At 52.9% G+C, this 24,192-nt stretch carries 33 protein-coding genes; 22 read left to right on the top strand and 11 right to left on the bottom strand.

Features of this window, described 5'->3' with window-relative positions:
• Nucleotides 1-24: 24 nt before the first annotated feature.
• Together QI197_02225 and QI197_02220 are read right to left on the bottom strand one after the other, a co-directional pair.
• The gene (locus QI197_02225) at nt 25-1,227 is read right to left on the bottom strand and encodes an acyl-CoA dehydrogenase family protein (GenBank protein ID MDK2372176.1); all 1,203 of its coding nucleotides are present in this window, start codon (nt 1,225-1,227) and stop codon (nt 25-27) included.
• Between the two features lie 83 nt (nt 1,228-1,310).
• Nucleotides 1,311-1,607 carry a 4Fe-4S dicluster domain-containing protein gene (locus QI197_02220; GenBank protein MDK2372175.1) on the bottom strand — a complete coding sequence of 99 codons (297 nt, stop codon included), beginning with the start codon at nt 1,605-1,607 and terminating at the stop codon, nt 1,311-1,313.
• An 82-nt stretch (nt 1,608-1,689) separates the two neighbouring features.
• On the opposite strand from QI197_02220, the gene QI197_02215 reads away from it, so the two are divergent.
• Genes QI197_02215 through moaA form a run of 8 tightly spaced genes read left to right on the top strand, consistent with a single transcriptional unit; the run spans nt 1,690 to nt 7,946 of the window.
• Nucleotides 1,690-2,463: an electron transfer flavoprotein subunit beta/FixA family protein gene (locus QI197_02215; GenBank protein MDK2372174.1), complete on the top strand. Its 774-nt coding sequence runs from the start codon at nt 1,690-1,692 to the stop codon at nt 2,461-2,463.
• A 14-nt stretch (nt 2,464-2,477) separates the two neighbouring features.
• Nucleotides 2,478-3,392 (top strand): electron transfer flavoprotein subunit alpha/FixB family protein, encoded by a 915-nt coding sequence (locus QI197_02210; protein ID MDK2372173.1) that lies wholly within the window; start codon nt 2,478-2,480, stop codon nt 3,390-3,392.
• Nucleotides 3,385-4,683 (top strand): FAD-dependent monooxygenase, encoded by a 1,299-nt coding sequence (locus QI197_02205; protein MDK2372172.1) that lies wholly within the window; start codon nt 3,385-3,387, stop codon nt 4,681-4,683. The genes QI197_02210 and QI197_02205 overlap by 8 nt, the downstream gene beginning before the upstream one ends.
• 23 nt (nt 4,684-4,706) lie before the next feature.
• Nucleotides 4,707-5,891: a thiolase family protein gene (locus QI197_02200; GenBank protein ID MDK2372171.1), complete on the top strand. Its 1,185-nt coding sequence runs from the start codon at nt 4,707-4,709 to the stop codon at nt 5,889-5,891.
• Between the two features lie 3 nt (nt 5,892-5,894).
• Nucleotides 5,895-6,131 (top strand): MoaD/ThiS family protein, encoded by a 237-nt coding sequence (locus QI197_02195; GenBank protein ID MDK2372170.1) that lies wholly within the window; start codon nt 5,895-5,897, stop codon nt 6,129-6,131.
• Nucleotides 6,132-6,554: a molybdenum cofactor biosynthesis protein MoaE gene (locus tag QI197_02190; protein ID MDK2372169.1), complete on the top strand. Its 423-nt coding sequence runs from the start codon at nt 6,132-6,134 to the stop codon at nt 6,552-6,554.
• 14 nt (nt 6,555-6,568) lie between these two features.
• Nucleotides 6,569-7,000 carry a cyclic pyranopterin monophosphate synthase MoaC gene (gene moaC, locus QI197_02185; GenBank protein ID MDK2372168.1) on the top strand — a complete coding sequence of 144 codons (432 nt, stop codon included), beginning with the start codon at nt 6,569-6,571 and terminating at the stop codon, nt 6,998-7,000.
• 1 nt (nt 7,001) lies between these two features.
• Nucleotides 7,002-7,946 (top strand): GTP 3',8-cyclase MoaA, encoded by a 945-nt coding sequence (moaA, locus tag QI197_02180; GenBank protein ID MDK2372167.1) that lies wholly within the window; start codon nt 7,002-7,004, stop codon nt 7,944-7,946.
• Nucleotides 7,947-7,975: 29 nt separating this feature from the next.
• Here the strand turns inward: moaA and QI197_02175 are convergent, their stop codons facing one another.
• Nucleotides 7,976-8,491 (bottom strand): HD domain-containing protein, encoded by a 516-nt coding sequence (locus QI197_02175; protein MDK2372166.1) that lies wholly within the window; start codon nt 8,489-8,491, stop codon nt 7,976-7,978.
• A 71-nt stretch (nt 8,492-8,562) separates the two neighbouring features.
• Here QI197_02175 and QI197_02170 point away from each other — a divergent pair, with 71 nt between their 5' ends.
• Nucleotides 8,563-9,285: a PH domain-containing protein gene (locus QI197_02170; GenBank protein MDK2372165.1), complete on the top strand. Its 723-nt coding sequence runs from the start codon at nt 8,563-8,565 to the stop codon at nt 9,283-9,285.
• Here the strand turns inward: QI197_02170 and QI197_02165 are convergent.
• A complete protein-coding gene (locus QI197_02165; GenBank protein MDK2372164.1) occupies nt 9,272-10,375 on the bottom strand; it encodes a magnesium transporter in 1,104 nt (367 codons plus the stop codon). The two genes, QI197_02170 and QI197_02165, sit on opposite strands and share 14 nt — an antisense overlap.
• Nucleotides 10,376-10,654: 279 nt before the next feature.
• On the opposite strand from QI197_02165, the gene QI197_02160 reads away from it, so the two are divergent.
• Both QI197_02160 and QI197_02155 read left to right on the top strand, forming a co-directional pair.
• Entirely contained in the window at nt 10,655-11,560 is a 906-nt protein-coding gene (locus QI197_02160) for a hypothetical protein (protein ID MDK2372163.1), read from the top strand.
• A gap of 34 nt (nt 11,561-11,594) precedes the next feature.
• Nucleotides 11,595-12,692 (top strand): DUF373 family protein, encoded by a 1,098-nt coding sequence (locus tag QI197_02155; protein ID MDK2372162.1) that lies wholly within the window; start codon nt 11,595-11,597, stop codon nt 12,690-12,692.
• Here QI197_02155 and QI197_02150 read toward each other — a convergent pair.
• Entirely contained in the window at nt 12,633-13,169 is a 537-nt protein-coding gene (locus QI197_02150) for an NYN domain-containing protein (GenBank protein ID MDK2372161.1), read from the bottom strand. The two genes, QI197_02155 and QI197_02150, sit on opposite strands and share 60 nt — an antisense overlap.
• A 16-nt stretch (nt 13,170-13,185) precedes the next feature.
• Between QI197_02150 and QI197_02145 the strand changes: the two genes are divergently transcribed.
• The 7 genes from QI197_02145 to QI197_02115 all read left to right on the top strand — a co-directional run bounded on the left by QI197_02145 (nt 13,186) and on the right by QI197_02115 (nt 15,899).
• Complete coding sequence (locus QI197_02145; protein ID MDK2372160.1) at nt 13,186-13,512, top strand: transcription factor S; 327 nt, start codon at nt 13,186-13,188, stop codon at nt 13,510-13,512.
• A 203-nt stretch (nt 13,513-13,715) separates the two neighbouring features.
• Nucleotides 13,716-14,057 carry a nucleotidyltransferase domain-containing protein gene (locus QI197_02140; protein MDK2372159.1) on the top strand — a complete coding sequence of 114 codons (342 nt, stop codon included), beginning with the start codon at nt 13,716-13,718 and terminating at the stop codon, nt 14,055-14,057.
• Nucleotides 14,050-14,355 carry a HEPN domain-containing protein gene (locus QI197_02135; GenBank protein MDK2372158.1) on the top strand — a complete coding sequence of 102 codons (306 nt, stop codon included), beginning with the start codon at nt 14,050-14,052 and terminating at the stop codon, nt 14,353-14,355. Before QI197_02140 ends, QI197_02135 begins: the two co-directional genes overlap by 8 nt.
• Nucleotides 14,356-14,549: 194 nt before the next feature.
• Nucleotides 14,550-14,954: a hypothetical protein gene (locus tag QI197_02130; protein ID MDK2372157.1), complete on the top strand. Its 405-nt coding sequence runs from the start codon at nt 14,550-14,552 to the stop codon at nt 14,952-14,954.
• Nucleotides 14,944-15,120, top strand: a complete 177-nt coding sequence (locus tag QI197_02125) for a hypothetical protein (GenBank protein MDK2372156.1) — start codon at nt 14,944-14,946, stop codon at nt 15,118-15,120. Before QI197_02130 ends, QI197_02125 begins: the two co-directional genes overlap by 11 nt.
• Nucleotides 15,101-15,262 carry a hypothetical protein gene (locus QI197_02120; protein ID MDK2372155.1) on the top strand — a complete coding sequence of 54 codons (162 nt, stop codon included), beginning with the start codon at nt 15,101-15,103 and terminating at the stop codon, nt 15,260-15,262. The genes QI197_02125 and QI197_02120 overlap by 20 nt, the downstream gene beginning before the upstream one ends.
• A gap of 235 nt (nt 15,263-15,497) precedes the next feature.
• On the top strand, nt 15,498-15,899 hold the full coding sequence (locus QI197_02115; protein MDK2372154.1) for a DUF3883 domain-containing protein: 402 nt from the start codon (nt 15,498-15,500) through the stop codon (nt 15,897-15,899).
• A 115-nt stretch (nt 15,900-16,014) separates the two neighbouring features.
• Here QI197_02115 and QI197_02110 read toward each other — a convergent pair whose 3' ends face one another.
• From QI197_02110 to aroA, 3 genes are all read right to left on the bottom strand, one after another.
• A complete protein-coding gene (locus tag QI197_02110; GenBank protein MDK2372153.1) occupies nt 16,015-16,713 on the bottom strand; it encodes a DUF3800 domain-containing protein in 699 nt (232 codons plus the stop codon).
• 582 nt (nt 16,714-17,295) lie between these two features.
• Complete coding sequence (locus tag QI197_02105) at nt 17,296-18,045, bottom strand: hypothetical protein (protein MDK2372152.1); 750 nt, start codon at nt 18,043-18,045, stop codon at nt 17,296-17,298.
• Nucleotides 18,042-19,319 (bottom strand): 3-phosphoshikimate 1-carboxyvinyltransferase, encoded by a 1,278-nt coding sequence (gene aroA / locus QI197_02100; protein MDK2372151.1) that lies wholly within the window; start codon nt 19,317-19,319, stop codon nt 18,042-18,044. Before aroA ends, QI197_02105 begins: the two co-directional genes overlap by 4 nt.
• A gap of 89 nt (nt 19,320-19,408) precedes the next feature.
• Between aroA and QI197_02095 the strand changes: the two genes are divergently transcribed.
• Genes QI197_02095 through trxB form a run of 4 tightly spaced genes read left to right on the top strand, consistent with a single transcriptional unit; the run spans nt 19,409 to nt 22,427 of the window.
• A complete protein-coding gene (locus QI197_02095; protein ID MDK2372150.1) occupies nt 19,409-19,684 on the top strand; it encodes an ACT domain-containing protein in 276 nt (91 codons plus the stop codon).
• A 14-nt stretch (nt 19,685-19,698) separates the two neighbouring features.
• A complete protein-coding gene (locus QI197_02090) occupies nt 19,699-21,069 on the top strand; it encodes a PFL family protein (GenBank protein ID MDK2372149.1) in 1,371 nt (456 codons plus the stop codon).
• A 6-nt stretch (nt 21,070-21,075) separates the two neighbouring features.
• Nucleotides 21,076-21,408 (top strand): ASCH domain-containing protein, encoded by a 333-nt coding sequence (locus QI197_02085; GenBank protein ID MDK2372148.1) that lies wholly within the window; start codon nt 21,076-21,078, stop codon nt 21,406-21,408.
• Entirely contained in the window at nt 21,405-22,427 is a 1,023-nt protein-coding gene (trxB, locus tag QI197_02080) for a thioredoxin-disulfide reductase (GenBank protein ID MDK2372147.1), read from the top strand. The genes QI197_02085 and trxB overlap by 4 nt, the downstream gene beginning before the upstream one ends.
• Here trxB and QI197_02075 read toward each other — a convergent pair.
• From QI197_02075 to QI197_02065, 3 genes are read right to left on the bottom strand one after another with little or no spacing between them, the layout of a single operon-like run.
• Entirely contained in the window at nt 22,424-23,434 is a 1,011-nt protein-coding gene (locus tag QI197_02075; protein MDK2372146.1) for a DUF711 family protein, read from the bottom strand. The two genes, trxB and QI197_02075, sit on opposite strands and share 4 nt — an antisense overlap.
• A gap of 8 nt (nt 23,435-23,442) precedes the next feature.
• Nucleotides 23,443-23,913: an ArsR family transcriptional regulator gene (locus tag QI197_02070; GenBank protein ID MDK2372145.1), complete on the bottom strand. Its 471-nt coding sequence runs from the start codon at nt 23,911-23,913 to the stop codon at nt 23,443-23,445.
• A complete protein-coding gene (locus QI197_02065; protein MDK2372144.1) occupies nt 23,903-24,181 on the bottom strand; it encodes a hypothetical protein in 279 nt (92 codons plus the stop codon). The genes QI197_02070 and QI197_02065 overlap by 11 nt, the downstream gene beginning before the upstream one ends.
• Between the last annotated feature and the right edge of the window lie 11 nt (nt 24,182-24,192).

The raw sequence follows: 24,192 nt of genomic DNA, 5'->3' as shown, positions 1-24,192 counted from the left end.
AAATGGAGTGCTTGTGGCTGCAGCTCACTTCTTGTACGGAAGATGCTCCTTTCCGAATAGGAACCTTCCAACTATCAGCCTCATTATGTTCTGGCCGCCTTCCGCTCCCACGTAGTAGCTCATTACTCCTCTCAAGGCCATCTCGAGCGGTGTGTCCTTGGTGTAGCCGTAAGCTCCAGTGGCCTTCATGAACTCCTTTATAGCATCAACGGAAAGCTCTGGAGCCAGCAGCTTGGCCATGGCCGCCCAGAGCCCAGCCTCCTTAAGGGTTACATTGCCTTGGTCGAATTGATCTATCATCCACGCGGCCTTATATATGACGAGTCTAGTGGCCTCTAGCTTCGAGTAATAGTCCACTAGTGGGAACTGTATTCCCTCAAAGGATGCTAGGGACCTGTTGAACACTACCCTGTTCTTCACATAGTCCTTTGTGTAATCGAACATGCCCATTGCAGACCCGGTGCATCCTGCGGCTACAAAGACCCTCGCTCTGTTGAATCCCTCCATAGCTATGCCGAAGCCCTCGTTGACCTCCCCTATTATGTAATCCTCAGGTATCTTGACGTTGTTCAGTCTCATCCATCCCGTGCTTATACCGCATCTGCCCATATCCTCGAAGAGGCCAGTCTCTATTCCGGGCAGATTTATCGGTAGCCAGACTATACTCATTCCCCTAGATCCGGCCTCTGGCTTGGTCTTTACGAGGGTAACGTAGCCTCCGTCTAGCTCCTTGGCCTCCACTATTCCGCTTATGAATGTCTTCTCGCCGTTGAGTACCCAGTAACCGTCCTCCTTCTTGGCCAACGTCTTGAACCCAGCCACATCGCTGCCGCTCTGAGGCTCGGTGGAGTTTATACCCACGAACCCCTCTCCCTTAGCAGCTCTGCTCAAGACCTCCTTAGCCAGCTCGGGATTCGCGTATCTCTCGACGATCTTCCCCCAAGAGGCCTCCACCAAGTGGAACACGGCTGTGGCCACGCTGGGATCGGCTCGGGCCAGTTCCTCAGTAGCTATGGTTCCCATAACCCAGCTAGCTCCCTGACCACCGTATTCTGGCTTGACCGTCAAGAGGAGAATGCCATTCTCCGCGAGGGTCTTTATCACCTCATCAGGAATCCTACACTTCGTGTCTATTTCCCTAGCCTTAGGAGCCAGTACCTCGGAGAGAAGTTCCCTAAGAGTCTCCCTAAATACCTCTTCTTCCTCAGTGAATCCGAAATCGACCAAAGGGTTACACCCTAGGCTAGGGTGTGCTGGGAATCTTAAAAATTATGAGAGCTCTTCTTCGTAAAATATCAGCATGTTATATCTTATCCGAATCTATAGACTACCCCCATCCCTCCCGAAGGGTAGCTCCAGTGAACATTATCATGAGGGCATATCAGGAGGCATGTACCGCACTCCAAGCAGCCCTCATAGTTATACAGCATCTCCCTAGTCTCCTCGTCCCACTGATACAGTTTAGCCGGACAGGCTACCTGACAGGGCTTTTCCGAACATTCTCTGCAGACCTCCTGGTCCTTTATCCATATATGAGGCTTGTCGTCCACCTCGAAGTGAGTCGCGGCCAGCTTATCCTCTATGGAGAGGCCAAAGAGCTTGGACATTGTCCCACACCATCACATAGCCTTCCCGTTTAACTAATCAACTTTTTGATATTTCCATTCCCGGGCCAGCGCGGTGGCGATTATGGATATAGCCGTCCTCGTTAAGCAGTCTCTTGACGTTCAGGAGCTCAGAGTAGATCAGGATACCGGAAAAATCTACATAGAGGATGCTCCCACGAAGGCGGGGGATATAGAGCTCAATGCTACGGAGGAGGCCGTCAGACTGAAGGAGAAGCTCGGTGGAAAGGCCATAGCTATAATGCTATCCACTTGGGGCTCCTCGGGGAAGAGACAGAAGGAGGCTAGAGAGGCTCTCACCAGGGTATTGGCCATGGGGCTAGATGGGGCGGTGCTGATCATGGGAGAGGGTGCAGAGAAAGGTGACACATACGTGATAGCCAAGGCCTTAGCTGGGGAGATAAGGGATAAGTTCAGACTGGTCTTGGCAGCTGAGGGTAGTGAGGACAATTTCTCAGGCCTGTTACCGGCCAGGTTAGCTGCCGAGCTCGGCTGGCCTTACGTAGCCTATGCAACCGCCATCGAGGTTGAAGGGGATTACGTGAAAGTAACCCGGAGCTTGGAGGACTTCGAGGAAGTGGTGAAGGTCAAACTTCCAGCCGTGATAAGCGTTACTCAAGAGATAAATAAGCCTAGGGTACCTAAGCTGGTCGAGATAGTCAAGGCCAAGAAGAAGCCCATGGACCAGAAGGACTTCTCCCCTCCTGTTGAGCCCAAACTCGTGATTAGGGAGTTGAAGGTTCCGAAAGTCGAGAGGAAGCAGATAGTGATAGAAGGAGATGTTGAAGAGGCGGCAGAAAAGCTGATTCAGGCCCTGAAGGAGGAGGGTGTCCTGTGAGGGGGGTGGATAGGATGAAAGTCCTAGCGTTCTCTCATTCCATGGATCTGGCCCTCGAACTCATATCAGCCGGTAGGGAGCTGGGAGATGTATCCCTTCTCATGACCTCCGATCAGGAGGGCAGGATCAATGAGGTTAAGGGAGCCAAAGAAATCCTGCTCTGCAAGGGAATGGGTAGTGGAGATCAGGAGGGGTTGGTCGAGCTGATAAGCGGGCTTGCGGATGATTACGAGATCGTGCTCCTAGCCAGTGATAGGAGGGGCAGGGAGCTGGTGGGTCAGGTGGCCCACAGGCTGGGAGGCTCCTCGGCGGTAGATGTCTCCTCCCTGTCCGTGGAGGACGGGAAGCTCGTAGTCGAAAGGATGACCTTCGGTGGGAAGGCCATAGCCGTGGAGGAGCTGGGTCTTCCCGCCGTGATATCAGTCCAGAAGGGTAAGTTCAAGCCTCCAGAGGAGGGTGAGCCCTCAGTAAGGGAGATCAGTGCTCCCTCAGTGGAGAGGAGAATTGAGATCATCGAGAGGAAGGAGAAGCCTAAAGTCGGTGTCCCCCTCGACAAGGCGGAGATCGTCGTAGCTGTAGGTAGGGGATTCAGGAAGAAGGAGGACCTTAAATTAGCTTACGAGCTGGCTGATGTGCTGGGAGGGGTGGTGGGCGCCACTAGACCCCTAGCCGCGGACCTGAAGTGGATGGAGGAGGAAGTCTGGATAGGGATAAGCGGCGTCCGGATAGCTCCTAAGCTCCTGATAGTGGTCGGGGCGTCAGGCCAGCAGCAGTTTGCCGCCGGTATAATGGATTCCAAGGTCGTAGTCGCGGTTAACACGGACTCCAAGGCGCCCATATTCGAACAGGCTGATTATGGGGTCGTCATGGATCTGTACGAGTTCCTCCCCGTCCTCACGAGAAAGTTGAAGGAGATTAAGGGTGGCTGAGTTGGCGGACTTCGACGTCATAGTGGTGGGCGCGGGACCAGCTGGTTCCGTCGCCTCCTACCTCCTAGCGAAGAGAGGGTACACCGTATTGACTGTGGAGAGGGGGAAGAGGCCTGGAGCAAAGAACATGTTCGGGGGACGGCTCTACTCTTGGTCGTTAGAGAGGATCTTCCCAGAATTTTGGAAGGAGGCTCCTGTAGAGAGGGAGGTAACAAAGGAGGTCTTAGGGTTCCTCCATGGCGATAGGGGGGTGGAGATAAGGCTATGCACCAAGCCCGAGGGGAGGAGCTTCACCCTACTCAGGGCCAAGTTCGACCAGTGGCTGGCCGAAAAAGCGGAGGACGCCGGGGCAGAGGTGATATCCGGATTCAAGGTGGAGGAGCCCCTCATCAGGGACGGTCGAGTGGTCGGGATAGTGGCAGAGGGCGACGAGGAGATGGGGGCTGAGGTCGTGATAGCAGCTGATGGTGCCCTGAGCTTCATGGCGGAGAAGGCCGGTCTCAGGCCGAAACTATCCAAGGAGGACTTTGCCGTCGGTGCTAAGGAGGTTATAGAACTACCCAAGGAGGTTATAGAGGATAGGTTCGGTCTCTCCCAAGAAGAAGGTGCGGCTCAGCTCTACGTGGGAGACCTGACCGAGGGAGTGATCGGCGGAGGATTCATCTACACCAACAAGGAAAGCGTCTCCCTCGGTGTGGTGATGAGGATAGGTTCCTTAGCCTCCAAGGTCTCCGAGGTATCCACTGCCATGTGGGAGATCACGGAGAAGTTTAAGTCGCACCCCATGATCAGGAGATACTTGGAAGGGGGGAAGCTCGTGGAGTACTCTGCCCACATAATACCCGAGACTCAGTTCATGAGGGGCGTCAAGCTCTATACCGATGGGATGGTCGTCGTCGGCGATGCCGCTGGCTTCTGCATTAACTACGGGGTGACAGTCAGAGGGATGGACTTCGCCATCGAGAGCGCCAGAGCCGCGGCGGAGGCGGTGCATCACGCCCTAGAGAGTGGGGATACCTCGGCAAGATCCCTGAGCAGGTATCAGGAGATCCTGTCGAAGGGAATGCTAAGGGAGTTCGAGACCGCCAAGAAGGCGGTCGATCTAATGGAGGACGAAAGGCTTTACTCCTCCATACCGAGGATGGCGGTGAAAACTCTGGAACATCTCTTCTTGGTTGATGGTAAGCCTAAGGAGAACCTTTACTCCTTCCTGAGGAAGGAGCTGTCCGATGAGGGGATATCCCTTCTGTCTGCCTTGCTGCTGGGGTGGAAGGCCCTGAGAAGTATGTGAGTTTGGGTTATAGGGTGATGCCCATGGGTTTGGAGGATGTCTTCATCGTTAGTATCGCTCGAACACCTATAGGCAAGTTTGGTGGGAGTCTGAAGACTTGGCCGGCCCCGAAGCTCGGGGCCGTAGCAATAGAGGCCGCTGTCAGGCGATCGGGCCTCGATCCCAGTGACGTAGATGAAGTGATAATGGGGAACGTCCTCCAAGCGATGGTCGGCCAGAATCCGGCCAGGCAGGCGGCGATACTCGCTGGCATACCGAGCACCGTTCCCGGATTCACGGTCAACAAGGTGTGCGCCTCGGGCATGAAGGCCATATCTCTAGCGGCTCAGAGCATAGTCTTCGGTGAGAACAAGGTTGTGGTGGCCGGTGGAATGGAGAGCATGAGCATGGCGCCCTACACCCTGCCCTCGAAGTGGAGGTGGGGGGTGAAGTTCGCCTTCGCCGGGGAGAAGCTTGTGGATATAATGGTCCACGACGGTCTGACGGATCCTCACACTGGGCTTCTCATGGGGGAGGAGGCCGAGGAGACGGGGGAGAAGTGGGGCATAACTAGGGAGGAAGCTGACGAGTTCGCAGTTAGCAGTCACATGAAGGCGGCGGAAGCGACGGAGAAAGGATACTTCGCCAAGGAGATAGAGCCTGTGAGGAAGGGTGAAGAGGTGATCTTAGACAGGGATGAGGGCATAAGGCCGGACACAAGTCTAGAGAAGGTCGCTAGGCTGAAGCCCGTATTCAGACCCGACGGGACCATAACCGCCGCCAACGCCTCCCAGCTCAGCGATGGTGCTGCAGCCCTAGTGTTGGCTCACAGAGATGTGGTCGAGGAGAAGGGCCTCAAACCTATAGCTAGGATCCTTGGATTCGCTTCAGCGGGAGTGGAGCCGAGGGACTTCGTTGAGGCCCCTATTCCGGCTACCCAGAAGCTGCTCAGGAACCTCAACATGAGAGTAGATAACTTCGACCTTTACGAGCATAACGAGGCCTTCGCACTGGCCAGCCTCGTCGTGGCAAGGGGTCTGAACATACCGCTGGATAAGCTGAATGTGTTCGGTGGAGCCGTGGCCATAGGACATCCCTTGGGCGATAGTGGGGCCAGGATAGTAGTTACGCTGATAAACGCTCTGCAGATAAAGGGTGGAAGGAAGGGGCTAGCTACGATCTGCCATGGTGGTGGTGGAGGACAAAGCATAGCCATAGAGCTGGTGTGAGTGATGGTCAGGATGAGGCTCTACGGGTGGGTAGCCGAGAGGTTCGGATGGAGGGAGAGGTCCCTAGAGTTTGAGGGTACGTTAGAGGATCTACTCAATGGTCTGAACGCCGAACTCGTAGAGTTTATTTCGAAGGGTAGGGTTATGGTGGCGGTTAACCACTCACTAGAGAGGGATCTAAGCAAGAGGATATCGGGGGACGATATTATAGCGATACTACCCACATTTTCGGGTGGTTAGATGGGGAGATCCGGCATCGTTGAGGGACCCATAGACGAGGAGACCGAGATGAGATCAGTGGTTGAGGGCAGGACTGAGGTAGGGGCTATCGTGACGTTTAGGGGTGTGATACGGGAGACGTCTCCTCATGGAAGGGTGAAATTTCTCTACTACGATTTCTACCCTGAGATGGCCGGCAGGGCGTTGGAGGAGATAAGGAGGAAGGCTGTAGAGAAGTTCGGCTTAGTGGATGCCACCATCCTACATAGGGTGGGGGAGGTCCCGGTGGGTGAGACGGCCCTCCTCGTCATCGCTGCCTCGGAGCACAGGGAGGCTGCCTTTGAGGCCGCGAGGTGGATGGTAGACGAGGTGAAGAGGAGCGCCGCCATCTGGAAGAAGGAGGTTTTCATCGGGGGAGAGGAGCGCTGGGTGGAGGAGGGATAATTGAGGTGGTTCAGATGATCGATATAACGAGCAAACCTCAAGTTTACAGGGAGGCTGTAGCTAGGGGAAGCATAAGGCTCCGGAAAGAGACTATAGAGGCCATAAGGGAGGGTAAGGTGAAGAAGGGTGATGTCTTCACCGTGGCGAGGGTGGCTGCCGTGCAGGCAGTCAAGGACACACCGAGGATAATCCCGTACTGCCACCCAATCCCCATAACAGCCGTCGAAGTCAGTTTCGGCCTGGAGGAGGAGAGGGTGTGGGTAGAGGTGACGGTTCGGACCACCTCTCAGACGGGAGTAGAGATGGAGGCCCTGACAGGGGCATCGGCAGCGCTCTTAACCGTCTGGGATATGGTGAAATACCTAGAGAAGGATGAGAGCGGAAATTACCCGATAGCGAGGATAGAGAATGTGGTGGTGGTCAGGAAGTTGAAGGGAGAGGGTTGAATTGCTGCTGGATAGGTGGGGTAGGCCCGTCACCAATCTGAGGATTTCCGTCACTAACTCCTGCAATTACAACTGCTTCTTCTGCCACAAGGAGGGACATGAGATAGAAGGGGGTGAGATGACTCCCGCCGAGATAACCCGCATGGTGAAATTGCTAGCGAAGCATGGGATAAGGACCGTCAAGATCACGGGAGGAGAGCCCCTGATAAGGCGTGACTTGGAGGAGATAGTGCGAGGCATTCGGGAGGCTGGAATTGAGGAGATAAGCTTGGTGACCAACGGGTGGTTCCTCCCAGAGAGGGCCTGCTCCCTGAAGGAGGCCGGTCTGGATAGGGTAAACATAAGCCTCCATTCGCTGAGAAAGGACATTTACGAGAGGATAACCGGAGTAAATGGTTTGGATAGGGCGTTAAAAGCAGTTGATACTGCCTTAGAGTGCGGATTGATCCCCGTGAAGGTTAATGTGACTGTCCTCAGGGGGTACAACGATGATGAGCTCTGGGAACTGGTGAGGTACGCCTCATCCAAGGGGATAAAGATACAATTCATAGAGCTCTTGGATGTGGATCCCGGCCTCAGGAGGTACTACTATAGCCTCGATGGATTTGAGGAGGAACTGGAGAAAGTGGCTCTGAAAAAGGAGATAAGGGAGCTCCACGGTAGACCTCTCTACTATTTAGACGGTGGAGCCGTTGTGGAGATAGTCAAGGGGACGGGCAATCCCTTCTTCTGCATGAGATGCAACAGGATAAGGGTGACCTCCGACGGCTTCTTCAAGACATGCATAAGGAGGGAGGACAACCTCGTTGACTTCCTCTCTATAATGAGGAACGGAGGGACAGATGAGGACCTCTTAGAGGCCTTCAAAAGGGCAGTTAGACTTAGAGAGCCGTTCCACAAACCTCCTAGGGCCGGTCCGAGGTATGACGATATAGTCGAATTGTGAACTGTGTTTTCCTTTCCCCCTCGCTTACGTCAACTCTCTCCCCCTTCTATGACGAGTCCTAGCTCCTCGGCTAGCTTCAAGGATTCCCTTTCTGTAGATCTCATGATGTCGTCCACAGGAAATCCGAGTTCCTTGTAGTAGATGGACATCCTCCAAGTGGCCATTAAATCGGCCAGCCTCGCTATCTTTGCCTCCATCCTCCTCCCCTCGCTGTACTCCCTCCAGAGGTCCAAGAGGTCGGCTTGGGTGACCTCCATTGAGAGCGCCTCCTCCTCAAGCTTACTCTTGTTCACGCGGTCTCCAGTCCATTTAGGCAGATCTCCCACTACACCTTCAGCTATATCGTGAATTAGGACCATCTTCAACACTTTATTCTCGCTGAACGTCTTTCCTCTTCTCTTGAGCTCCTTCATCAGATCCAACGCGATGAGAGAGGCTAGGAACGTATGTTGAGATACGGTTTCAGCCATAGAGGGCGGTATACCTGACTGCATCCACCCCGTTCTCGCCAACCAAGTGACCCTGATACCGAGATCCACGAGCATAGTAGGGAAGGGTTGATGGGAAATATAACAGTGAGTCTTGTCGAGCTATGTTTAAATCCGAAGGTTGGGAAATGCCGAGATTGGAAATGAAGCTGGCCAGAGGAGAGGAACTTCTAGTCGACGCTAGGCCGCATCCCCTAGCTTTCGTTGGGTTATATCTCATCTACGGGTACGTGTTAGTCTTGGGTTTGCTGCTTTGGTCGAAGGTTCTCAATATTCAGCTCCCCAACATCTTCCCGATTGAGGGGGAGTTGCTGCTGCTCTGGCTTTTGCTGGTGGTGCCCTTAGTAATCGCTTCGATAATCAAGATATCTTGGAGATGGGCCTTCGTCTCTGTTTTACTGGCCGCCATCTCGACGTACATGAACTACAGCGGTTATCCTCCTTGGGTGCCGGAGGTGGCCTTTGGCCTAGTGGGAATTCTCAGCGTGGACCTCTACAGGAGGGGACACAGGTACTACGTAACCAGCAGGAGAATTGTCATGGAGAAGAGGTTCTTGTCTGTTAGAAAGAGGGAGCTTCCGATCAATAAGATAAACGATGTGGTCGTGGAGATCCCCCCGCTGGGAAGGATATTCAATTTTGGAACGGTCATCCCGCTTACAGCCTCAGGTCTGGGAGTTGGGGAGGATCTGGCCCTCGCAGGAACTTCAGTGAAGGTAAACAGATTCGAAGTAGGAGTTGCCGGCGGTAGGGGGGTGAATGTACCTCGGGCGAGGACGTTCCTTGCCTTGTACGGAATACCCGATCCAGACAAGGTTTCCGGCGTGATCTCCAGCCTTATAGTAGGCTGAGAACTAGGGCTACGGTAGCGGTTGTTATCAGATCCGCGGTAGATGTGGCGATGGGAATCGTGAAGTTGTCGGGATCCAGCTTCCTGCTAGCAAGGAGGACGACGGATGTGGTCACTACCAGCATTATTGGGAAAGCGATCAGGAAGGTCAGGACGCTCACCCAAGGGTTACCTCCCAAGACCCAGAGCATTCCACCCATCAGGAAGAAGAAACCTAAGTAGACCCCAAACACGCCGATGAGTTCGGGGAGTATGTCTGCCAAGGGTATCTTCCTCCTGAGGGTGCCCAAGAAGAGCCTAGTCGTGAGAATCGAACCTACGATCGAGCTGGCATCTCCCAACTCTGTGAGCATCGCCGGATAAACGAATAAGAGATTGGTATCTGAGATGGAAACCGCTTCGCTGAGGAATATGCCGGCGATGCTCTCTATCGCTATAACTATGGCCGTTGCAGTCAGTACCTCGGCTAGTATCCTCAGGTACTCCTTGGAAAACCATTTCATGACCAGTATGATAGAGATCGCTGCTACAGCCGAGGCTAGTGTGAAGCTGATGAAGGTACCGGCAGTCCTGATTGAGTATATGTAGAGAACCGTGACCACTATGTCCGCAGCCGTGGAAATGAGAGGATAGACTACTATATCGGGATCCAATCCCCTCTTGAAGGACTCGAATGATACAGCGATTTTAAGGGGGAGAAGGATGAGAGATACGCCGCACACAGTGATGAGCGATATGGCCAGCAGGTCGAGGTACCCGACATCGATTTCCGTCAGGTAGAAAGGGAACACAATAATTACAGATGCAAGGAGGGAGGCGAATACACCCGTTGACAGTATTTCCCAGAGTTTCTCGTTCTCCCTCCTCAAGTTAGTCTCTACGGTACCCAAGTTCAGAGCCGAGGTCAATCTCCCCGCAACGGAACCGGAGATAGCTCCTCTAGCCCCTATCAGGGGAGGATATAGCAGAGCGGCCCATTTGATGTCCGTAGGAAAGTAAAGCCAGAGTATTAGACCTGCCACGATGTCTCCCAGGCCATAGAACGCAGAGATTACCGCTTGCAGCGCTGTCCTCTTTACCCTGCTCCACATCAATGGTCTCACCCTGTGATCGTTGGAGGGGTGAGGGAGGTCGTGCTTGAATAAATCCTCCCATTTCTAGATAATGTTGTTTGCAGGGATGTCTAAGAAGGAGCGCATGGTTGGGCGTCTTCGCTCGAGGGTTAGAGGATGGGAGCAGCCCATGGAGCTTATAAAGTTTCTCAGGAAGTCACCGAATCATCGAAAGCAACCGAATACTTTTTAAGTAGGGGATCGTGTTGGATCGTTGGACATCAGCCTAATCATCAAAAAATGGCAGGAGGAGACCGCATGGCCGCAGTAGAGGAAGCCATTGGTACCCTAAAACAAAAGGAAAGGGAGCTGAGGCGGAAATTATCTGAACTTCGTGAACAGAGAAGATCTCTCATAGAAGAGCTTAAAGAGCTGAGATCCAAGAGGTTGGAGCTAGTTGAGAAGATAAGAGAGAGGAGAGCCAAGTTAAGGGAGAAGATCGAGGAGAAGAGAAAACTTCAAGGCGAGCTAGCCAAGCTCAGGGAGGAAAGGAAGGAGGCCCTCGAGAGGTTCAGGCAGGCGAGAGACGAAGCCCTGAGGATAAAGAAGGAGTACGAGGAGATAGTTAATTCCGTGGGTGTCCCCGAAAGAGTTCTTAGGAGGAGGATCTCGAGGTTGGAGAGGAGGATAGAGACCTCTCCTCTAACCAAGGATCAGGAGAGAGACATAGTCATGCAAATAAGCCAGTACGAGGCCATGCTTCAAGAACTCAATAGAGCCAAGTCCCTGAAGAGGAAGTTCATAGAGATAATGGCTGAGGCCGAGAGATGGAGGTTCTTTGTAAGGGACTCCGGTGAGAAGATAGGGGAAATAAAGGGACAGTTAAAGGAGATCTATGACTATATAACGAAGGAGAAGGAGGAGCTGGATAAGATAAGAAGTGAGATAGACGAGTTAAGCAATATAATAAACGAGAAGAGCTCAGAAGTCGACAAGATGAAGGAGGAGTTGGATAAGATAAGAGAGGAAATGAGGGCGATACAGGAGGAGATAAAGAAGAGGTTCGAGAGGATAGTCACCAGCAACAAGGAGGTCGAGAGGAGGCTCAAGGAGAAGCTGGCTGAGGAGGCGTTAGAGAAGTATAAGGCTGGTGAAAAGCTCACCATTGAGGAGCTGAAAGTCCTCATGGAGCTCGGGCTGCTCGAGAAGCCTGCCAGCAGTTGAACTTTTTATGTTGTGAAGGTCCTCTCTCGCGGAGATGGAAAAGAAGTCGCCCCCTGAAAGAATACTTGTAGTGTGCGTGGACCGAGATGATGATCTGGGCGTCAAAGCTGGCATTAAGGGCCCGGTCATAGGTAAGGAGGCAAACATAAAGGCGGCCTCTGAGCTGGCCCTTGCTGATCCAACGGAGGCGGATGCTAATGCCATCTTTGGGGCTGTGAAGGTCTACGAGGAGGTAAAGCAGGTATTCTCCAACTCTCCAGCGGAGGTCGAAGTGGTCACCATTACCGGACATCCCAAGAGCGAGCTCCTGGCTGATGAGGAGATCAAGAAGCAGATAGAGATCGTTGTGGAAGAATTCAAGCCAGACAGCATAATACTGGTCTCTGATGGCGCTGACGACGAGTTGGTCATTCCCCTCCTAATGAGGTATGCCCCCATAAGGAGCGTCAGGAGGGTGATAGTACAGCAGAGCAGGGAGATCGAGCACACCTACATACTCATAAAGAGATACTTCGAGAAGCTGATGAAGTCTCCTACCTCTAGAGCCCTCTTATTCGGCCTTCCTGGGGCACTGCTGCTCTTGGCAGGGGTCTTTTCTCTATTGGACCTGCAGAGGTATCTATACATCGGAGCTACCGTGGTGGCCGGGCTGATATTCCTAGATAAGGGATTCGACCTGACCGATAAACTCAAGAGGGGGGTCAATTACTTCGGGAAGCAGGTGGGTCTGCTCTCCTTCATAATGGGGATGTTCGGTGTCTTCATCTCTCTCTTCTTCTCCTACAGCAGGGCTACCTCCCTCGCGGCCCAGAACTACCCATTGGAGCTCATAATGGCGAGGCTCTTTCAGGAGGTGAGCGGCTTTATCGCCCTCTCCCTCACCGTGATGTTCGTCGGCAGTGCAATAGAGAGTTTCGCCAACAGAAATGTGAACGCCTTCGAGAAATTGATGGGCGCCGGTCTCGTGCTCTCCCTCTGGATGTCCTTCTACTTCATAGGCCAGTACATGGAGGGAAGTATAGGCCTTCTCAGATTCTTGGCGATGCAGCTCGGAGCGCTGGTATTCGCGATATCAGTGTTCTTCATAACCCTTAGGCTGGGTAAGATCTTCAGGGAGAGAGGATGGAAGTGATATGTATAGATCTGCGGCTTTCTTCAGTGCGGTGCTGAAACCTGGCTCTGCTCCGATCACGATAACCTCCTTTCCCTCCTCCTTGGCCCTGTGGACTATGGGCATATAGGCCGCGCTTCTAGCCACCAGTACCAACGAATCTATCTTCTCGTTGTAAACGGCATCCATAGCTGCTATGGTGAAGTCCACCTCGACCTTTCCGGTTGATATGATGGCCCTAAATCCCGCGTTGACCACCGCCTCCACCAGCTTCTCGGGCGCCTTCCTATCTAGAACAACGGTGGCGACCCGAATCCTCCCCTCCTCCTCGGCCAGTCTGCGTATCTCCTCAAGATCTATTCCCAATTCCTTTCTCAGGATGTTGGGGCCATCCACAATGATCGCCAGCTGTTTCCCCTTCTTCCTTCTGACACTCCTGAGGACCTTCATTCCTATCGGATGGTCCGCCACCTCATAACTTAAATAGACTACTTCCATCATGCCCTGAGGCCAAATGTTCTGTCCCAAGTGCGGAACTCTCATGAGGCCAAAGAAAGTGGGCAAGGAGCTCGTCTACTACTGCCCCAGCTGTGGATACGAGATGAAGGGCAATCCGGGGAAGTCAACGGCCGTAGTAACCAAAGTCGCCTCAGACAGCGATGGCGTGATAATAGCGGAAGGAGGCAAGAAGCTGGCCGCGCCGATAGTAGAGGCCAAGTGTCCCAAGTGCGGTAACGACAAGGCTTACTTGGAGATAGTCCAGACCAGAGCCGCTGACGAACCGCCCACGAGGATATATACCTGTACCAAATGTGGGTACACTTGGAGAGAATATGCCTAAATGTCAGTATTTTATTCAGCTGCGGGTCTAGGCTTGTGGGCTTACGCGCGCCGCGCGATCTAGAGTAGCTGAGCTTCCGTCATCTGTAACCTTTGCCGAAGGACAGTCCCTAATCAAACCTAGAGATGTGAGATTCCGCTACACTAGATGGTGAATAGAGTTAAGAGGATGGAAGTTATAAGGGGCAGCTATGGGTGATTATGATGTTAGGCACCGAGATCAAATATTTATCGCGAGTAATCAAGGACATAATCGTTAATACAGCTAGGAGTGAGGGGGTCGAAGTCAAGAAAATTATTCTCTTCGGCTCACGTGCAAGAGGTAACTACAGAGAAGATAGCGACTGGGATTTACTAATTATCGTAAGCGATCTCCCAGATAGGAGAATCATTAGGAAGCTTCAGTATGAAGTATATAGAAAGCTCTCACAAAATAGGGTTTACTGTGATGTAATAGTGGTTAATGAGGAATACTATACAAAGCATAAAAACGTCGTGGGGTCGATAGCATACTATGCTCAGCTGGAGGGAAGGCCCATTGAGTGAGGGAGAGAAGGTCTCAGAAAAGTGGTTAAAGAAGGCTCAAACGGACCTAAGGATTGCTGAGAAGCTCCTTAGGATCGGTGAGGAGCCATGGGTCATAGTTTTCCACGCACAAGCTGTCGAGAAAGCGTTGAAAGCTTACTTAGTATTCCACAGTAAACACTTTGACAAAGTACATAACATAGCGAGACTCATAGACTTATGCGCAGAGGTAGACCGAGATTTTAACCAGCTCTACGAGATTGGCATAGAAGAGCTTTATCCATTAGCAATAGAGGCTCGTTATCCAGAGATTTCATAAAGAGTAAAATTAGGGGAGAGAGCCTATAGAAGGACGAAATTAAGGATCTGATGGGCTTATCTTTCGCGCGTGAAAACCTCAATGTGTAGATAACCTTGTTCTTATCGTCTATAAGATAAAAGAGTCTGTAATCCACCCTAGCCCTACTTTTGCTCTCCAGACTTTGGTCTTTATAGTCCCAGCCAGTATTTCTATTGCGCGCGGAACTCCCAGTCATAAGGACCGAACTTCCCAAATTACCTCATGGAGGGGAAGTTCACTACGGCTATGCCTTCCTACTTCCCTATGCTATGGGCATATGGCTTGACTTCCTCGAGGAAAATAGGGGGCTAAAGCTCACCTATCTCTTCCTCCCAGATACCTCGTGGTTCCTCGTCGATATTGCTGAGCAGGGACGTTTTGGCATAGCTGATAGCTCACTCGAGGAGATCCTAGCTCTCAAAGTGGGTGATAGGGTAAGAAGGAACTTCAGCATCAAGGTCAGCCAGTTCTCCCTTGTTGGGAACATGAAAGAGACTAGGATGTTTCTCTCCTACTTCTTCGGGTATGAGGACTGGTTGAAGGAATATGCCGTGAGGTTGATGAATGATGAGGGTTAGGTACGTCTCCTACATACCCCGTAATGTTAGGAGGCTAGCTTCCTACCAGGGTGAGGGTTATACCCTGGTGCTCTTTCGGAATGGGAGCGCTTACTATGCGCTGCTCGATGTAGGTAATGAGCTATACAACTTGGCGATGAAGGTCCATGCTGAGGAACAAGAATAACAGGGCACAGCTCAGAATAGCTGGCTTCCGCTTCTTCGAGGACACTGAAGGAAACTTGCTTGGTGAAGTTGATGTGGCTAGATACAGGGCACACATGCAGGCCAATGGACCCAAATACGACAGGGTAGTGGGTACATTCTGATGACCTCGATTTTCAAGCCTCACTTCCCCCTGGCGATTCCCCTTCTTTCGCACTCACTCTCTGTCTCCCTCCCCTCTCCATTCAAATCGAAGTTGCTGAAGCTGATGAAATTTCTCAGATATCGGCCCGCGTTGGCAATAGTGCGCGAGAACATCCCATAGAACCCTTCATAGGGGGCCATTCCGCTTACTATGAGCTGATCTCAGGGAGATTATATGCCCCACATCCTCGAGTCGTGAGTTACTATACTAGAGCTGGGTATAAGCTCGAGCTCGTTGTGATGGAAGCTATTGAGGAGAGCTTGGCGATATTAGGGCTAACAGACGTGAGGCTCACGAGGGTCCACTCTGGCGCTCCCTACGACATCGAGCTGATCGTAGGGGACAGGAGGGCCTTCATCGAGGTTAAAGGAGCGAGTGATGAGGACAGGCTACAGTGGAAAGTGAACCAAGCGTTTAGGCGGGAGCATCCTGAACCCTTCTGCGTCATAGGAGTGTTAGGCTACCCTAAGAGCGCTGATGTACTGATGAAATCAGATAAGTCGTGGATCTGGGTGAAGCCAGGGAGGAAAGGTAGGTTAGGGAGATTCACGCCTGAGAACCTGAGGAGGTGCCTGAAAAAGGAATCAATGATCTGAACTGTAGATTTTTATTTTATGTGTGCCTGACCCACATGCGGGTATCCCCCTCATAGGGGGGAGCGGCCTGGGAGATGATGCCAGGGGTAGCCCTGGGTGGGACCCGGGCCGTCCGCTACTTCTTAAAGAGGGACCTTAAGAACATGATTTTATCCCTTATGATCTCGTAATACTCCCAGTTCCCCTTCTCGTAACCTTGCCATATGGCGCCAGACACTAGATCAGCTAGCTGGACCCCGAGCTCAGCCTTCGAGTCCACATGTTCCACCTCCAAGTGGATTGGAGGTTTGTGAAGCATATCCTTCGTCCAACTGTGCTTGCTCCTCAGATATTCATTGAACTCCCATATGGATTTCGGGCCCATGGATTTGTCATATATGATCACTAATTTGTCTCCCTCCTTGATCCTCAGGTTGGCGTCTCGATACAACCCCCATATCACATGATGCACTAGAATGTAGTTCCTTAGGACATGCCGTGGCTTCCTCCTGAGATCCTCGTTTACTGTTGCCTTATTCAATGCAATTCCTCCGAACCTCACATCCCCAAGCCTATCGTTCTCAACTATCTCCTTGAGGACGTGCTTGGCCACATCTTCTATTCTTTGGGCCTTCCTCCTCAACCTGAATTTTATCTCATCTTCGGCATAGCCTTTCCTCCTGAGCTTTTCCCTAATTCTCTGCATCTCCTTCCTCAGTCTAGCTGCCGATGTTGTGTAGACGCATCCCACAACGAAGTACCGTGTGGATTTCTTGTCAAAGCCGAGATCTCCCGTCTCATCAACGAACAGGTAATGCACGCTCCTAACGGGCAAAGAAACAATTAATGCTTGCCTTCCCAGAGTGGTAGCATTAACCCCACCCTAGGGAAATGCACCCTGACGTTCATCCCGGGGGAAGGAGGTTGATCCCCTCCTTCCGGCCCGCGAGTGGTAGCATTAACCCCACCCTAGGGAAATGCACCCGAGCTAATGCTATCCCCACCCTACTATCTGCAGGCTCACAAGATGAATTTATCAAGCGATTTGAGTATTCTCCAAGCTATGATATCCCCAATACTCACTCTGAAATGCGATCATAACCGAAGGACACATCCTATCTCCAAACAACTATGGTGATCATGGTAGAGGTAGCATAGTGGCAAGTGATAGCATTTCTCGGGAGGTAGAATAATGGGATAGTTGCACTGCTTTGGACTGATTGCTACTAACTTAGGTTAGTAGCAAAGAGACTATGCCTGCTTATCGCGCGCGGAGATGATTAGGTAGGGAGCAAGAAGAAATTTAAATTAAAATCCGATTAATTACTCTTGATCATCTTCATATTTATGGATAAAGATGAGAAACTATGAAAAAAATACTCTCGAAAAGTTGAATTATTGGAGGGAATATACCTGATCAGAGGGAGGTAACAGCCGCAAGGGCTATCTTCACCAAGTCGGTTTGATCTGGATGAGTGAAGGTCAAGCCGCGCGAAACGAACGGTGACACAACTAGGAACAGACCGCCAGCCCTCAATACCCCTCCCCTTAGGTTGTACCAGTTGGTAAGGGCGAGGATCACGGACATCTCCATCTCAGTAGCCAAGACGCCCATCTTGGACAGGAACTCAATTCTCTTCCTTCCAGATTCTGGATCTACAGATAGTTCGGGATCCTCAAATTCATACAGGGCATCCTTAGTGTGAGTTACCCCTGTGTGAAGGTTCCTGCCTCTCTCATATCCCAGCTCCTCAGCTGCGGTCTCTAGAGCCTTTACAACGTCTTCGTGGGACATAAGTGGTAAGTCTCCAACTATCCTCTTGGATACTTGCTCATCTGCTATCACAGCCTTCGATATTACGAGATGTCCCACCTCAACGTGGGGCTGCAGGCTACCGCAGGTTCCGGCCCTTATGAGTATTCCCTCCCGGTTCATTGCCTCTATTACTTCCCTGACGATTATCGATGTGGAGGATGGACCCATTCCTGTGTCAACAGCTGCGACCTCCTTTCCATTGTAGGTACCTACCGCTATGAGCTGTCTGCCCTCCTCCATCAACCTTCCCTTCATAATCTCGGAGATGAGGGAGACCCTCCTACGGGATCCCACCAAGAGTACTCTGGGGGGAAGGGTACCCTTGGAGATCCCTAGGTGGTAGAGCTTCAAGAGATCACCAAGCCGAGACCTCGAGCATCCTTTAAGAAATTAGGGTAGGAGTCCGAAACCCACTCCTCTCCTCTGACCTCGCATCCTTCCTCGGACGCCGCCGCCAAGGCAGTAAGGGCCATGAAAATCCTGTGGTCGCGGTGGGACTCCAATGTAGGGCATCTCCTTACTCCTCCCATTCCATCAACGATCAGACCGTCCTCCAGCTCCTTGACATCAACTCCCGCTTTCTCCAGCTCCACCCTCATGTTCCTTATCCTATCGCTTTCCTTCAATCTGGCGTGAGCTACGCCCCTTATCACACTCCTACCTCTGGCGAAGGCGGCTAATACCGCGGCGAGGGGTAGGAGATCTGGGGCGTCCCCCAGATCCAAGATCGCTGGCCTAGTGGGCCTCCCCTCGACGACCAGCAACTCGTTCCGCCACTCAACTGAGACTCCGAAGGATCTGAGGATTTCCACGATTAATTCATCTGCCTGCGGGATCTTCCTGTCTAACCCAACAACCTCTAGTTTACCTCCTGTGACTGAGGCCATGACCATGAACGGGGCTACAAGACCGAAATCCCCCGGTATGGACATGTCCAGCCCTTGGGGGCGGGTGGGTTCGACCTCGAGGACATCCCCCAGCCTCACGCGGGAACCGGCCCTTCCTAGCGCGTAGGCGGTCATCTCGAGATAAGGCTTAGAGACCAGCTCTCCCTCATACCTGAGCTTCAGACCCTCCTCCGACATGGTCCCAGCTATCAGCAGGGCAGAGAAGAACTGAGAGCTCACGTTGCCCGGTAAGACGGCCTCTCCGCCCTTAAGCCCCCCTCCCCTCACGATGATGGGCGGCAGACCGTTTAGTCCGGCGCTGACGGCCCATCCACCTAGGGAGTTGATGGCCTCTATCAAAGGGCCCATCGGTCTCTTCCTGAGTCCCTCATTCCCTGTGAGGACAGTATATCCCTTCTCAGTTAAAGTCGATATGGCAGTATAGAATCTCATGGTCGTTCCCGATCCCCCGCAGTAGATCACGTCCTCCGGATTAGTGGGAAGGTCTGGAGGTTCTACCACGATATCCGCTCTCCCTTCGCCGTCCCTTACTTGGAGGGAAGCGCCCATCATTTCCGCGGCCCTCAAAGTGGCAAGCACATCCCTAGCTAGGGACACGCCTCTAAGTACCGACTGTTTATCAGAGAGATGGGCGATCGCTACAGCCCTATGGGAGTAGCTCTTTGATGGCGGGGGGTTGAGCCTTCCCCCTATCAGCGAGGGGCCTATTAGGACCATCCATCCTTCATGAGGTGAGCCTATATAATTGGGGTGCTCGCTGAGGGCCACACCTATAAGCGGGTGCTTCCGACTCCTTCGGTGTGTCCATGGGGGAGATGATAGTCGTCACGGTCGTCGGCGCTGATAAGCCGGGCATCGTAGCTGCGATATCGTCCGTACTTGCCGAGGCCAAGGCGAACATCGTCGACATATCCATGACCGTACTGAGGGGCTTCTTCTCCATGATAATGGTGGTGGACATCTCGGAAGCAACCTCCGATCTTTTCGAGCTCAGGGACCGTTTAGAGGAGAGAGGGAAGGAGATAGGGGTTAGGGTGATGGTTCTCCACGGGGACGTATTCAGATACATGCAGAAGGTTTAACTGGGGTGAAGGGAATGACCAAATACGATGCCTCTGAGCTGGCTGAAATAATTGAAATGCTGTCATTTCAACACTTGGACATCAGGGCTGTGACCATGGGTATCAGCATCATGGGGGCTCTAAGATACGACGACTTAGCGGAAGGAGTGCGCGAGACAGTTAAAGAGAGGGCTGGGGAATTGAGGGATGCCGTGGAGGAGGTGTCATCAAAGTTAGGGGTGCAGATAGTCACGAAGAGGGTAGCTGTCACTCCAATCAGCATGTTGCTGGATGCCAAGGCAGGAGACTCGGAAGAGGCCTTCAAACTGGGGGTCTCCATTGCCGAGGCGCTGGATTCGGTCGCTGAAGATCTGGCCGTGGACTATGTAGGGGGGTATGCCGCGTTCGTCGAATCTGGCTACTCTCTTGGCGATAAAGGGGTCGTGAAATCGATACCGGAGGCCCTGTCCTCGACTGAGAGGATCACCGCCATGGTGAACGCCGCTTCAACCCTAGCTGGGATAAACATGGACGCGGTGTACGAGATGGGAGAGGTGGTGAAGAGGACCGCGGATCTCACCGAAGGAAGGGGATGCACGAGATTGGGGGTATTCGCCAACGCGCCCGAGGGCACCCCATTCGTTCCCGGAGCCTACCATGGGAGGGGAGAGGAGGATCCCGTTATCAATGTGGCGGTCAGCGGACCGGGCGTGATAGAGAACGTGGTCAGATCCCTTGAGGATGCGGATCTGAGGACGTTGCATGACGCCATGAAGAGAGCCGCGTTCAAAATCACGAGGCTGGGTGAGCTCGTAGGTAGGGAGGTCGCTAAGAGGTTAGGAGTGAGGTTCGGATCCGTGGATCTCTCTCTAGCTCCCTCACCAGCGGTTGGAGATAGCGTGGCGGATGTGCTGAGGGCCATGGGAGTGGAGGAGCCCGGAGCTCCCGGTAGCGTGCTAGCGCTTGCCATACTAACTGACGCAGTGAAGAAGGGCGGTGCGATGGCCACTTCATCCGTCGGAGGGCTAAGTGGAGCCTTCATACCGGTGAGTGAGGACTTAGGAATGGCTAAAGCGGTTAGGAGAGGAGCTTTAGCTCTCAGCTCCTTGGAAGCGATGGCAGCGGTGTGTAGCACCGGTTTGGACATGATAGTGCTGCCGGGTGATGTGGAGGAGCACGTGATAGCGGCCATAATAGGGGATGTCATGGCCTTAGGCATAGTGCTGGATAAGTCTTTGGGTGTGAGGCTGATCCCAGTTCCTGGGGCCAAGGAGGGAGATGAGGTGGATTTCGGTGGGCTGTTGGGTAAGGCCCCAGTGATGCCGGTGGGCAGGTTCTCCTCGAAGGCGCTGGTGATGAGGGGAGGGATAGTCCCTCCGACCGTGTCTAGGCTGATGAAGGGGTGATCTTCCATGAAGAAGCTCAAATTTAGGGGGAAGTACAAGGATAGAATATTGAGCGGGGAAAAGAGGGCCACATTGAGACGGGAAACTAAGTTAAGGCCTGGGGATAGGGTCTTGGTGGAGGCCGGTGAGGAGGAAATAGGAGAGGCAATAATCGAGGAGATCTCGGAAATTAAAGTAGAGGAGCTAACCGATGAGCACGCTAGGGAGGACGGTTTTTCCAACCTAGAAGAGCTGTTGAGGGAGCTCAGCTCCATCTATGGGAAGGATGTCCTGAGCAAGGGGACCAAACTAAAGTTGATAAAGTTCGACATGAGGCCCAAGGTGGAGGGAGAAAAATGAGCTTCGGAGCGTTTCTCATGCCCGTCAAGAGTGAGGAGGGGCTTCCTCGGGACTGGGACGTGATAATTGTGGGTGGCGGGCCCGGTGGATTGACAGCTGGCATATACCTAGCTAGGTATGGACTCAGAACCCTAGTCATAGAGAAGGACACGCCGGGCGGCAAGGTGTCCATAAATCCCGTGGTGGAGAATTACCCGGGCTTCACCTACATCACGGGAGAGGAGCTCTCCAAGATATTCCACGAGCATGCCAGCAAAGCGGGGGTTAAGATCCTATTTCCTGAGGAGGTGGTGAGGCTAGACCTGAGAGGTGATTGGAAGAAAGTGTACACAAGGAGCGGTAAGGAGTTCTCAGCTAGGGCCCTGATCATCGCGACTGGTGCCGAGGATAAGAGGTTGGAGGTTCCTGGGGAGATGGAGTTTTACGGTAAGGGGGTGAGCTACTGTGCCGTCTGCGACGGACCCCTCTTCAAGGGGAAGAAGATAGTGGTCGTCGGTGGGGGGAACACAGCAGCAGTTTCCACGCTTTACCTAGCTAAGCTAGCCAGTAAGGTGATTTTAGTGCATAGAAGGGACAAGTTGAGGGCCGAGCAGGCTCTGGTGGATCAGGTGATGGGCCTTCCGAACGTCGATTTCAGGTGGAAGAGTGTGGTAGTGGAGATAGTCGGTGACGAGAGAGTGAGAGGGGTTAGGATAAGGGACTTGGAGAGTGGTGAGGAGGAACTGGTTGAGGTTGATGGCGTCTTCATCTTCGTGGGAGTCATCCCCCAGAGCCACATCGCCAAGCAGGCTGGCGTCAAGACGGATGAAAAGGGATTCATCTTGGTGGACTACTGGCAGAGGACCAACTGCTTCGCCGTCTACGCGGTGGGTGATGTTACGGGTGAGCCCATGCAGATAGCCAAGGCTGTGGGAGATGGGGTCAAGGCGGCCACGGACATACACGACAGGATATTTGGTGGCGCTTACGGGGAGCCCAAAGCCTCTTGGCATCCCACTCCCTGCATCCCAGAGGACTAGTTCACCCTCATCACCGGGACCTTACCGAACCTGCCCAGCTCCACCTCCTCCCCCGGTTCCCCATCCACTAAAATGATCCTGACGCCGAGAACCCTGTTTTTAACGTAGCTCGAAGCCAGGACGTCACCTATAAGCGCAGCTATCTCCCTGTCGGGCGTGGACCTAGGCAGGATGACCATATCCAAGCCGGCTATACAGTAAGGAGTGAGGGAGACCAAGTCTCTGGCGGTGAGGGATCCCTCAAGCGCCATCTGCTTGAGGAGGTTGTCCTCGGCCATTGGGAGCATTACCTCGTTGTAGCCTAAGGGCTTCAGTCCCTTGGAGGTCTCCTCTATGGATCTGTTGAGTTCCAATATTGCTCTTGCCGTTCCTGGGGACATGAAAGGAGCCCTAGCCATGAGGCTAACAACATGAGCCGAGCTCTCATCCATCCATGGACTGAGAGAGTAATCCATACCAAGTACCGGAGCCTCATCCCCCACGGTATCTACGAATTCCTCGTAAGCCTCACTGAATATGAGGGAAAGCACGTGCCTTATTGTTGTGTCTGGCTCCTCCGCCTCGTAGAGGGCCCCGTAAAGATCCGAGGGGTAGAGGAGGGAGGCGCTCAATCCGAGGGAGGAGGACCTAGATGCTGGGAAGTAAGGTCCCTCGGGCGGTGGATCTGACGTAACCGCGAGCATCGTTCCGTACTCCGGACCGAGCTCCTCGGACACCCTCCTTATGAAGGAAGCCGTGTACCCTAGATGAGCCGCGTAGGGATCTCTCCCCAGGGACACGGAGGTGAAATAGCCCCCCTTGAGCAGTTCCCACGCCTTATCGAAACCCTCTAATCCCTCACCAGAGTATACCGCTTTAAGATCGAGGTCTAGCTCATCTCCCGGTCTAGGTGATACTACCCTAGTTGTGAAGGACTCCAGCTTGGATGAAACTTTCTTAAGCAGGTCCGAGTAGGAGAGGTAATCCTCCGGGTCCCTCACATGTAGGGTAACTGCCCTGAACCTCATGATAGCACCTATCCCATTCTGAGTAAGATCTCCCTCACCAGCAGGCTATAGACCTTCCTCTTTCCCCTCCTCTCCGACTTCACCAGTCCCTTGGACTCGAGGATCTTCAACATCTCGGACACTGAACCAACAGGTCTCCTCAGGGAGCGAGCTATCTCCGACACCGTGGCCTCCTTCTTCTTGGCTAGGTAGCCCATTATCTCCAATCTAGCTGGAGTGAAGATCTCGGTGAGCTTCTTGGCGTCCTCAACGCTCAGTTCAAGCCTTCCCAGGGAGGATCTCCTGAGGATCTCGCTCACGTACTGCTCCCATAAGAACCCGTCGGCCAGTTCCTCCATGCTCGCTCTATCCTCCCTCAACGAGGAAATGAATTCCTGGAAGCTCTTCCCGTACTTTTCCTCGAACTTCCTGATCTCGCTTAATAGCTTGGATAAAGGGGCCTCAGACAGATCTTCCTCCACCTTCCTTTTAGTCCTCATTCTCCCCGAACTCCTCACTGCCAAATCCCCCCAGCTCCTCCACTTTATCAAGTATCTCCTCAAGCGCTTGCTTGAGGTCCTCGCATTTCAGCTTACCCAACCTCCTCCTCACTTGGAGGTAGGAGTCACCTCCTTCTGAGTCTATCCTCACCCATTCATCTTCCCTCCAGCGGTCTTTCCTGTACAAGATCCTGAATTTCCCACTCTCCTTCTCGTCCACGCAGATTATTGTGGCCTTTCCTCCTCTCAGTACGATTTCCTCTTTCATTAGGCGGGCCA

This window comes from Thermoproteota archaeon, assembly GCA_030130125.1.
Taxonomy (GTDB): Archaea; Korarchaeota; Korarchaeia; order Korarchaeales; family Korarchaeaceae; genus Korarchaeum.
This window is presented reverse-complemented; position numbering and strand designations above follow the sequence as displayed.

What these genes read in the sequence shown, in the direction of transcription:
- QI197_02220 (MDK2372175.1), bottom strand. Translation starts at nt 1,607, where the DNA reads ATGTCCAAGCTCTTTGGCCTCTCCATAGAGGATAAGCTGGCCGCGACT.
- QI197_02215 (MDK2372174.1), top strand. Translation starts at nt 1,690, where the DNA reads ATGGATATAGCCGTCCTCGTTAAGCAGTCTCTTGACGTTCAGGAGCTC.
- QI197_02210 (MDK2372173.1), top strand. Translation starts at nt 2,478, where the DNA reads ATGAAAGTCCTAGCGTTCTCTCATTCCATGGATCTGGCCCTCGAACTC.
- QI197_02200 (MDK2372171.1), top strand. Translation starts at nt 4,707, where the DNA reads ATGGGTTTGGAGGATGTCTTCATCGTTAGTATCGCTCGAACACCTATA.
- QI197_02195 (MDK2372170.1), top strand. Translation starts at nt 5,895, where the DNA reads ATGGTCAGGATGAGGCTCTACGGGTGGGTAGCCGAGAGGTTCGGATGG.
- QI197_02190 (MDK2372169.1), top strand. Translation starts at nt 6,132, where the DNA reads ATGGGGAGATCCGGCATCGTTGAGGGACCCATAGACGAGGAGACCGAG.
- moaC (MDK2372168.1), top strand. Translation starts at nt 6,569, where the DNA reads ATGATCGATATAACGAGCAAACCTCAAGTTTACAGGGAGGCTGTAGCT.
- QI197_02175 (MDK2372166.1), bottom strand. Translation starts at nt 8,491, where the DNA reads ATGCTCGTGGATCTCGGTATCAGGGTCACTTGGTTGGCGAGAACGGGG.
- QI197_02170 (MDK2372165.1), top strand. Translation starts at nt 8,563, where the DNA reads ATGCCGAGATTGGAAATGAAGCTGGCCAGAGGAGAGGAACTTCTAGTC.
- QI197_02165 (MDK2372164.1), bottom strand. Translation starts at nt 10,375, where the DNA reads ATGTGGAGCAGGGTAAAGAGGACAGCGCTGCAAGCGGTAATCTCTGCG.
- QI197_02160 (MDK2372163.1), top strand. Translation starts at nt 10,655, where the DNA reads ATGGCCGCAGTAGAGGAAGCCATTGGTACCCTAAAACAAAAGGAAAGG.
- QI197_02155 (MDK2372162.1), top strand. Translation starts at nt 11,595, where the DNA reads ATGGAAAAGAAGTCGCCCCCTGAAAGAATACTTGTAGTGTGCGTGGAC.
- QI197_02150 (MDK2372161.1), bottom strand. Translation starts at nt 13,169, where the DNA reads ATGGAAGTAGTCTATTTAAGTTATGAGGTGGCGGACCATCCGATAGGA.
- QI197_02145 (MDK2372160.1), top strand. Translation starts at nt 13,186, where the DNA reads ATGTTCTGTCCCAAGTGCGGAACTCTCATGAGGCCAAAGAAAGTGGGC.
- QI197_02140 (MDK2372159.1), top strand. Translation starts at nt 13,716, where the DNA reads ATGTTAGGCACCGAGATCAAATATTTATCGCGAGTAATCAAGGACATA.
- QI197_02125 (MDK2372156.1), top strand. Translation starts at nt 14,944, where the DNA reads ATGAGGGTTAGGTACGTCTCCTACATACCCCGTAATGTTAGGAGGCTA.
- QI197_02120 (MDK2372155.1), top strand. Translation starts at nt 15,101, where the DNA reads ATGCTGAGGAACAAGAATAACAGGGCACAGCTCAGAATAGCTGGCTTC.
- aroA (MDK2372151.1), bottom strand. Translation starts at nt 19,319, where the DNA reads ATGGTCCTAATAGGCCCCTCGCTGATAGGGGGAAGGCTCAACCCCCCG.
- QI197_02095 (MDK2372150.1), top strand. Translation starts at nt 19,409, where the DNA reads ATGGGGGAGATGATAGTCGTCACGGTCGTCGGCGCTGATAAGCCGGGC.
- QI197_02090 (MDK2372149.1), top strand. Translation starts at nt 19,699, where the DNA reads ATGACCAAATACGATGCCTCTGAGCTGGCTGAAATAATTGAAATGCTG.
- QI197_02085 (MDK2372148.1), top strand. Translation starts at nt 21,076, where the DNA reads ATGAAGAAGCTCAAATTTAGGGGGAAGTACAAGGATAGAATATTGAGC.
- trxB (MDK2372147.1), top strand. Translation starts at nt 21,405, where the DNA reads ATGAGCTTCGGAGCGTTTCTCATGCCCGTCAAGAGTGAGGAGGGGCTT.
- QI197_02075 (MDK2372146.1), bottom strand. Translation starts at nt 23,434, where the DNA reads ATGAGGTTCAGGGCAGTTACCCTACATGTGAGGGACCCGGAGGATTAC.
- QI197_02070 (MDK2372145.1), bottom strand. Translation starts at nt 23,913, where the DNA reads ATGAGGACTAAAAGGAAGGTGGAGGAAGATCTGTCTGAGGCCCCTTTA.
- QI197_02065 (MDK2372144.1), bottom strand. Translation starts at nt 24,181, where the DNA reads ATGAAAGAGGAAATCGTACTGAGAGGAGGAAAGGCCACAATAATCTGC.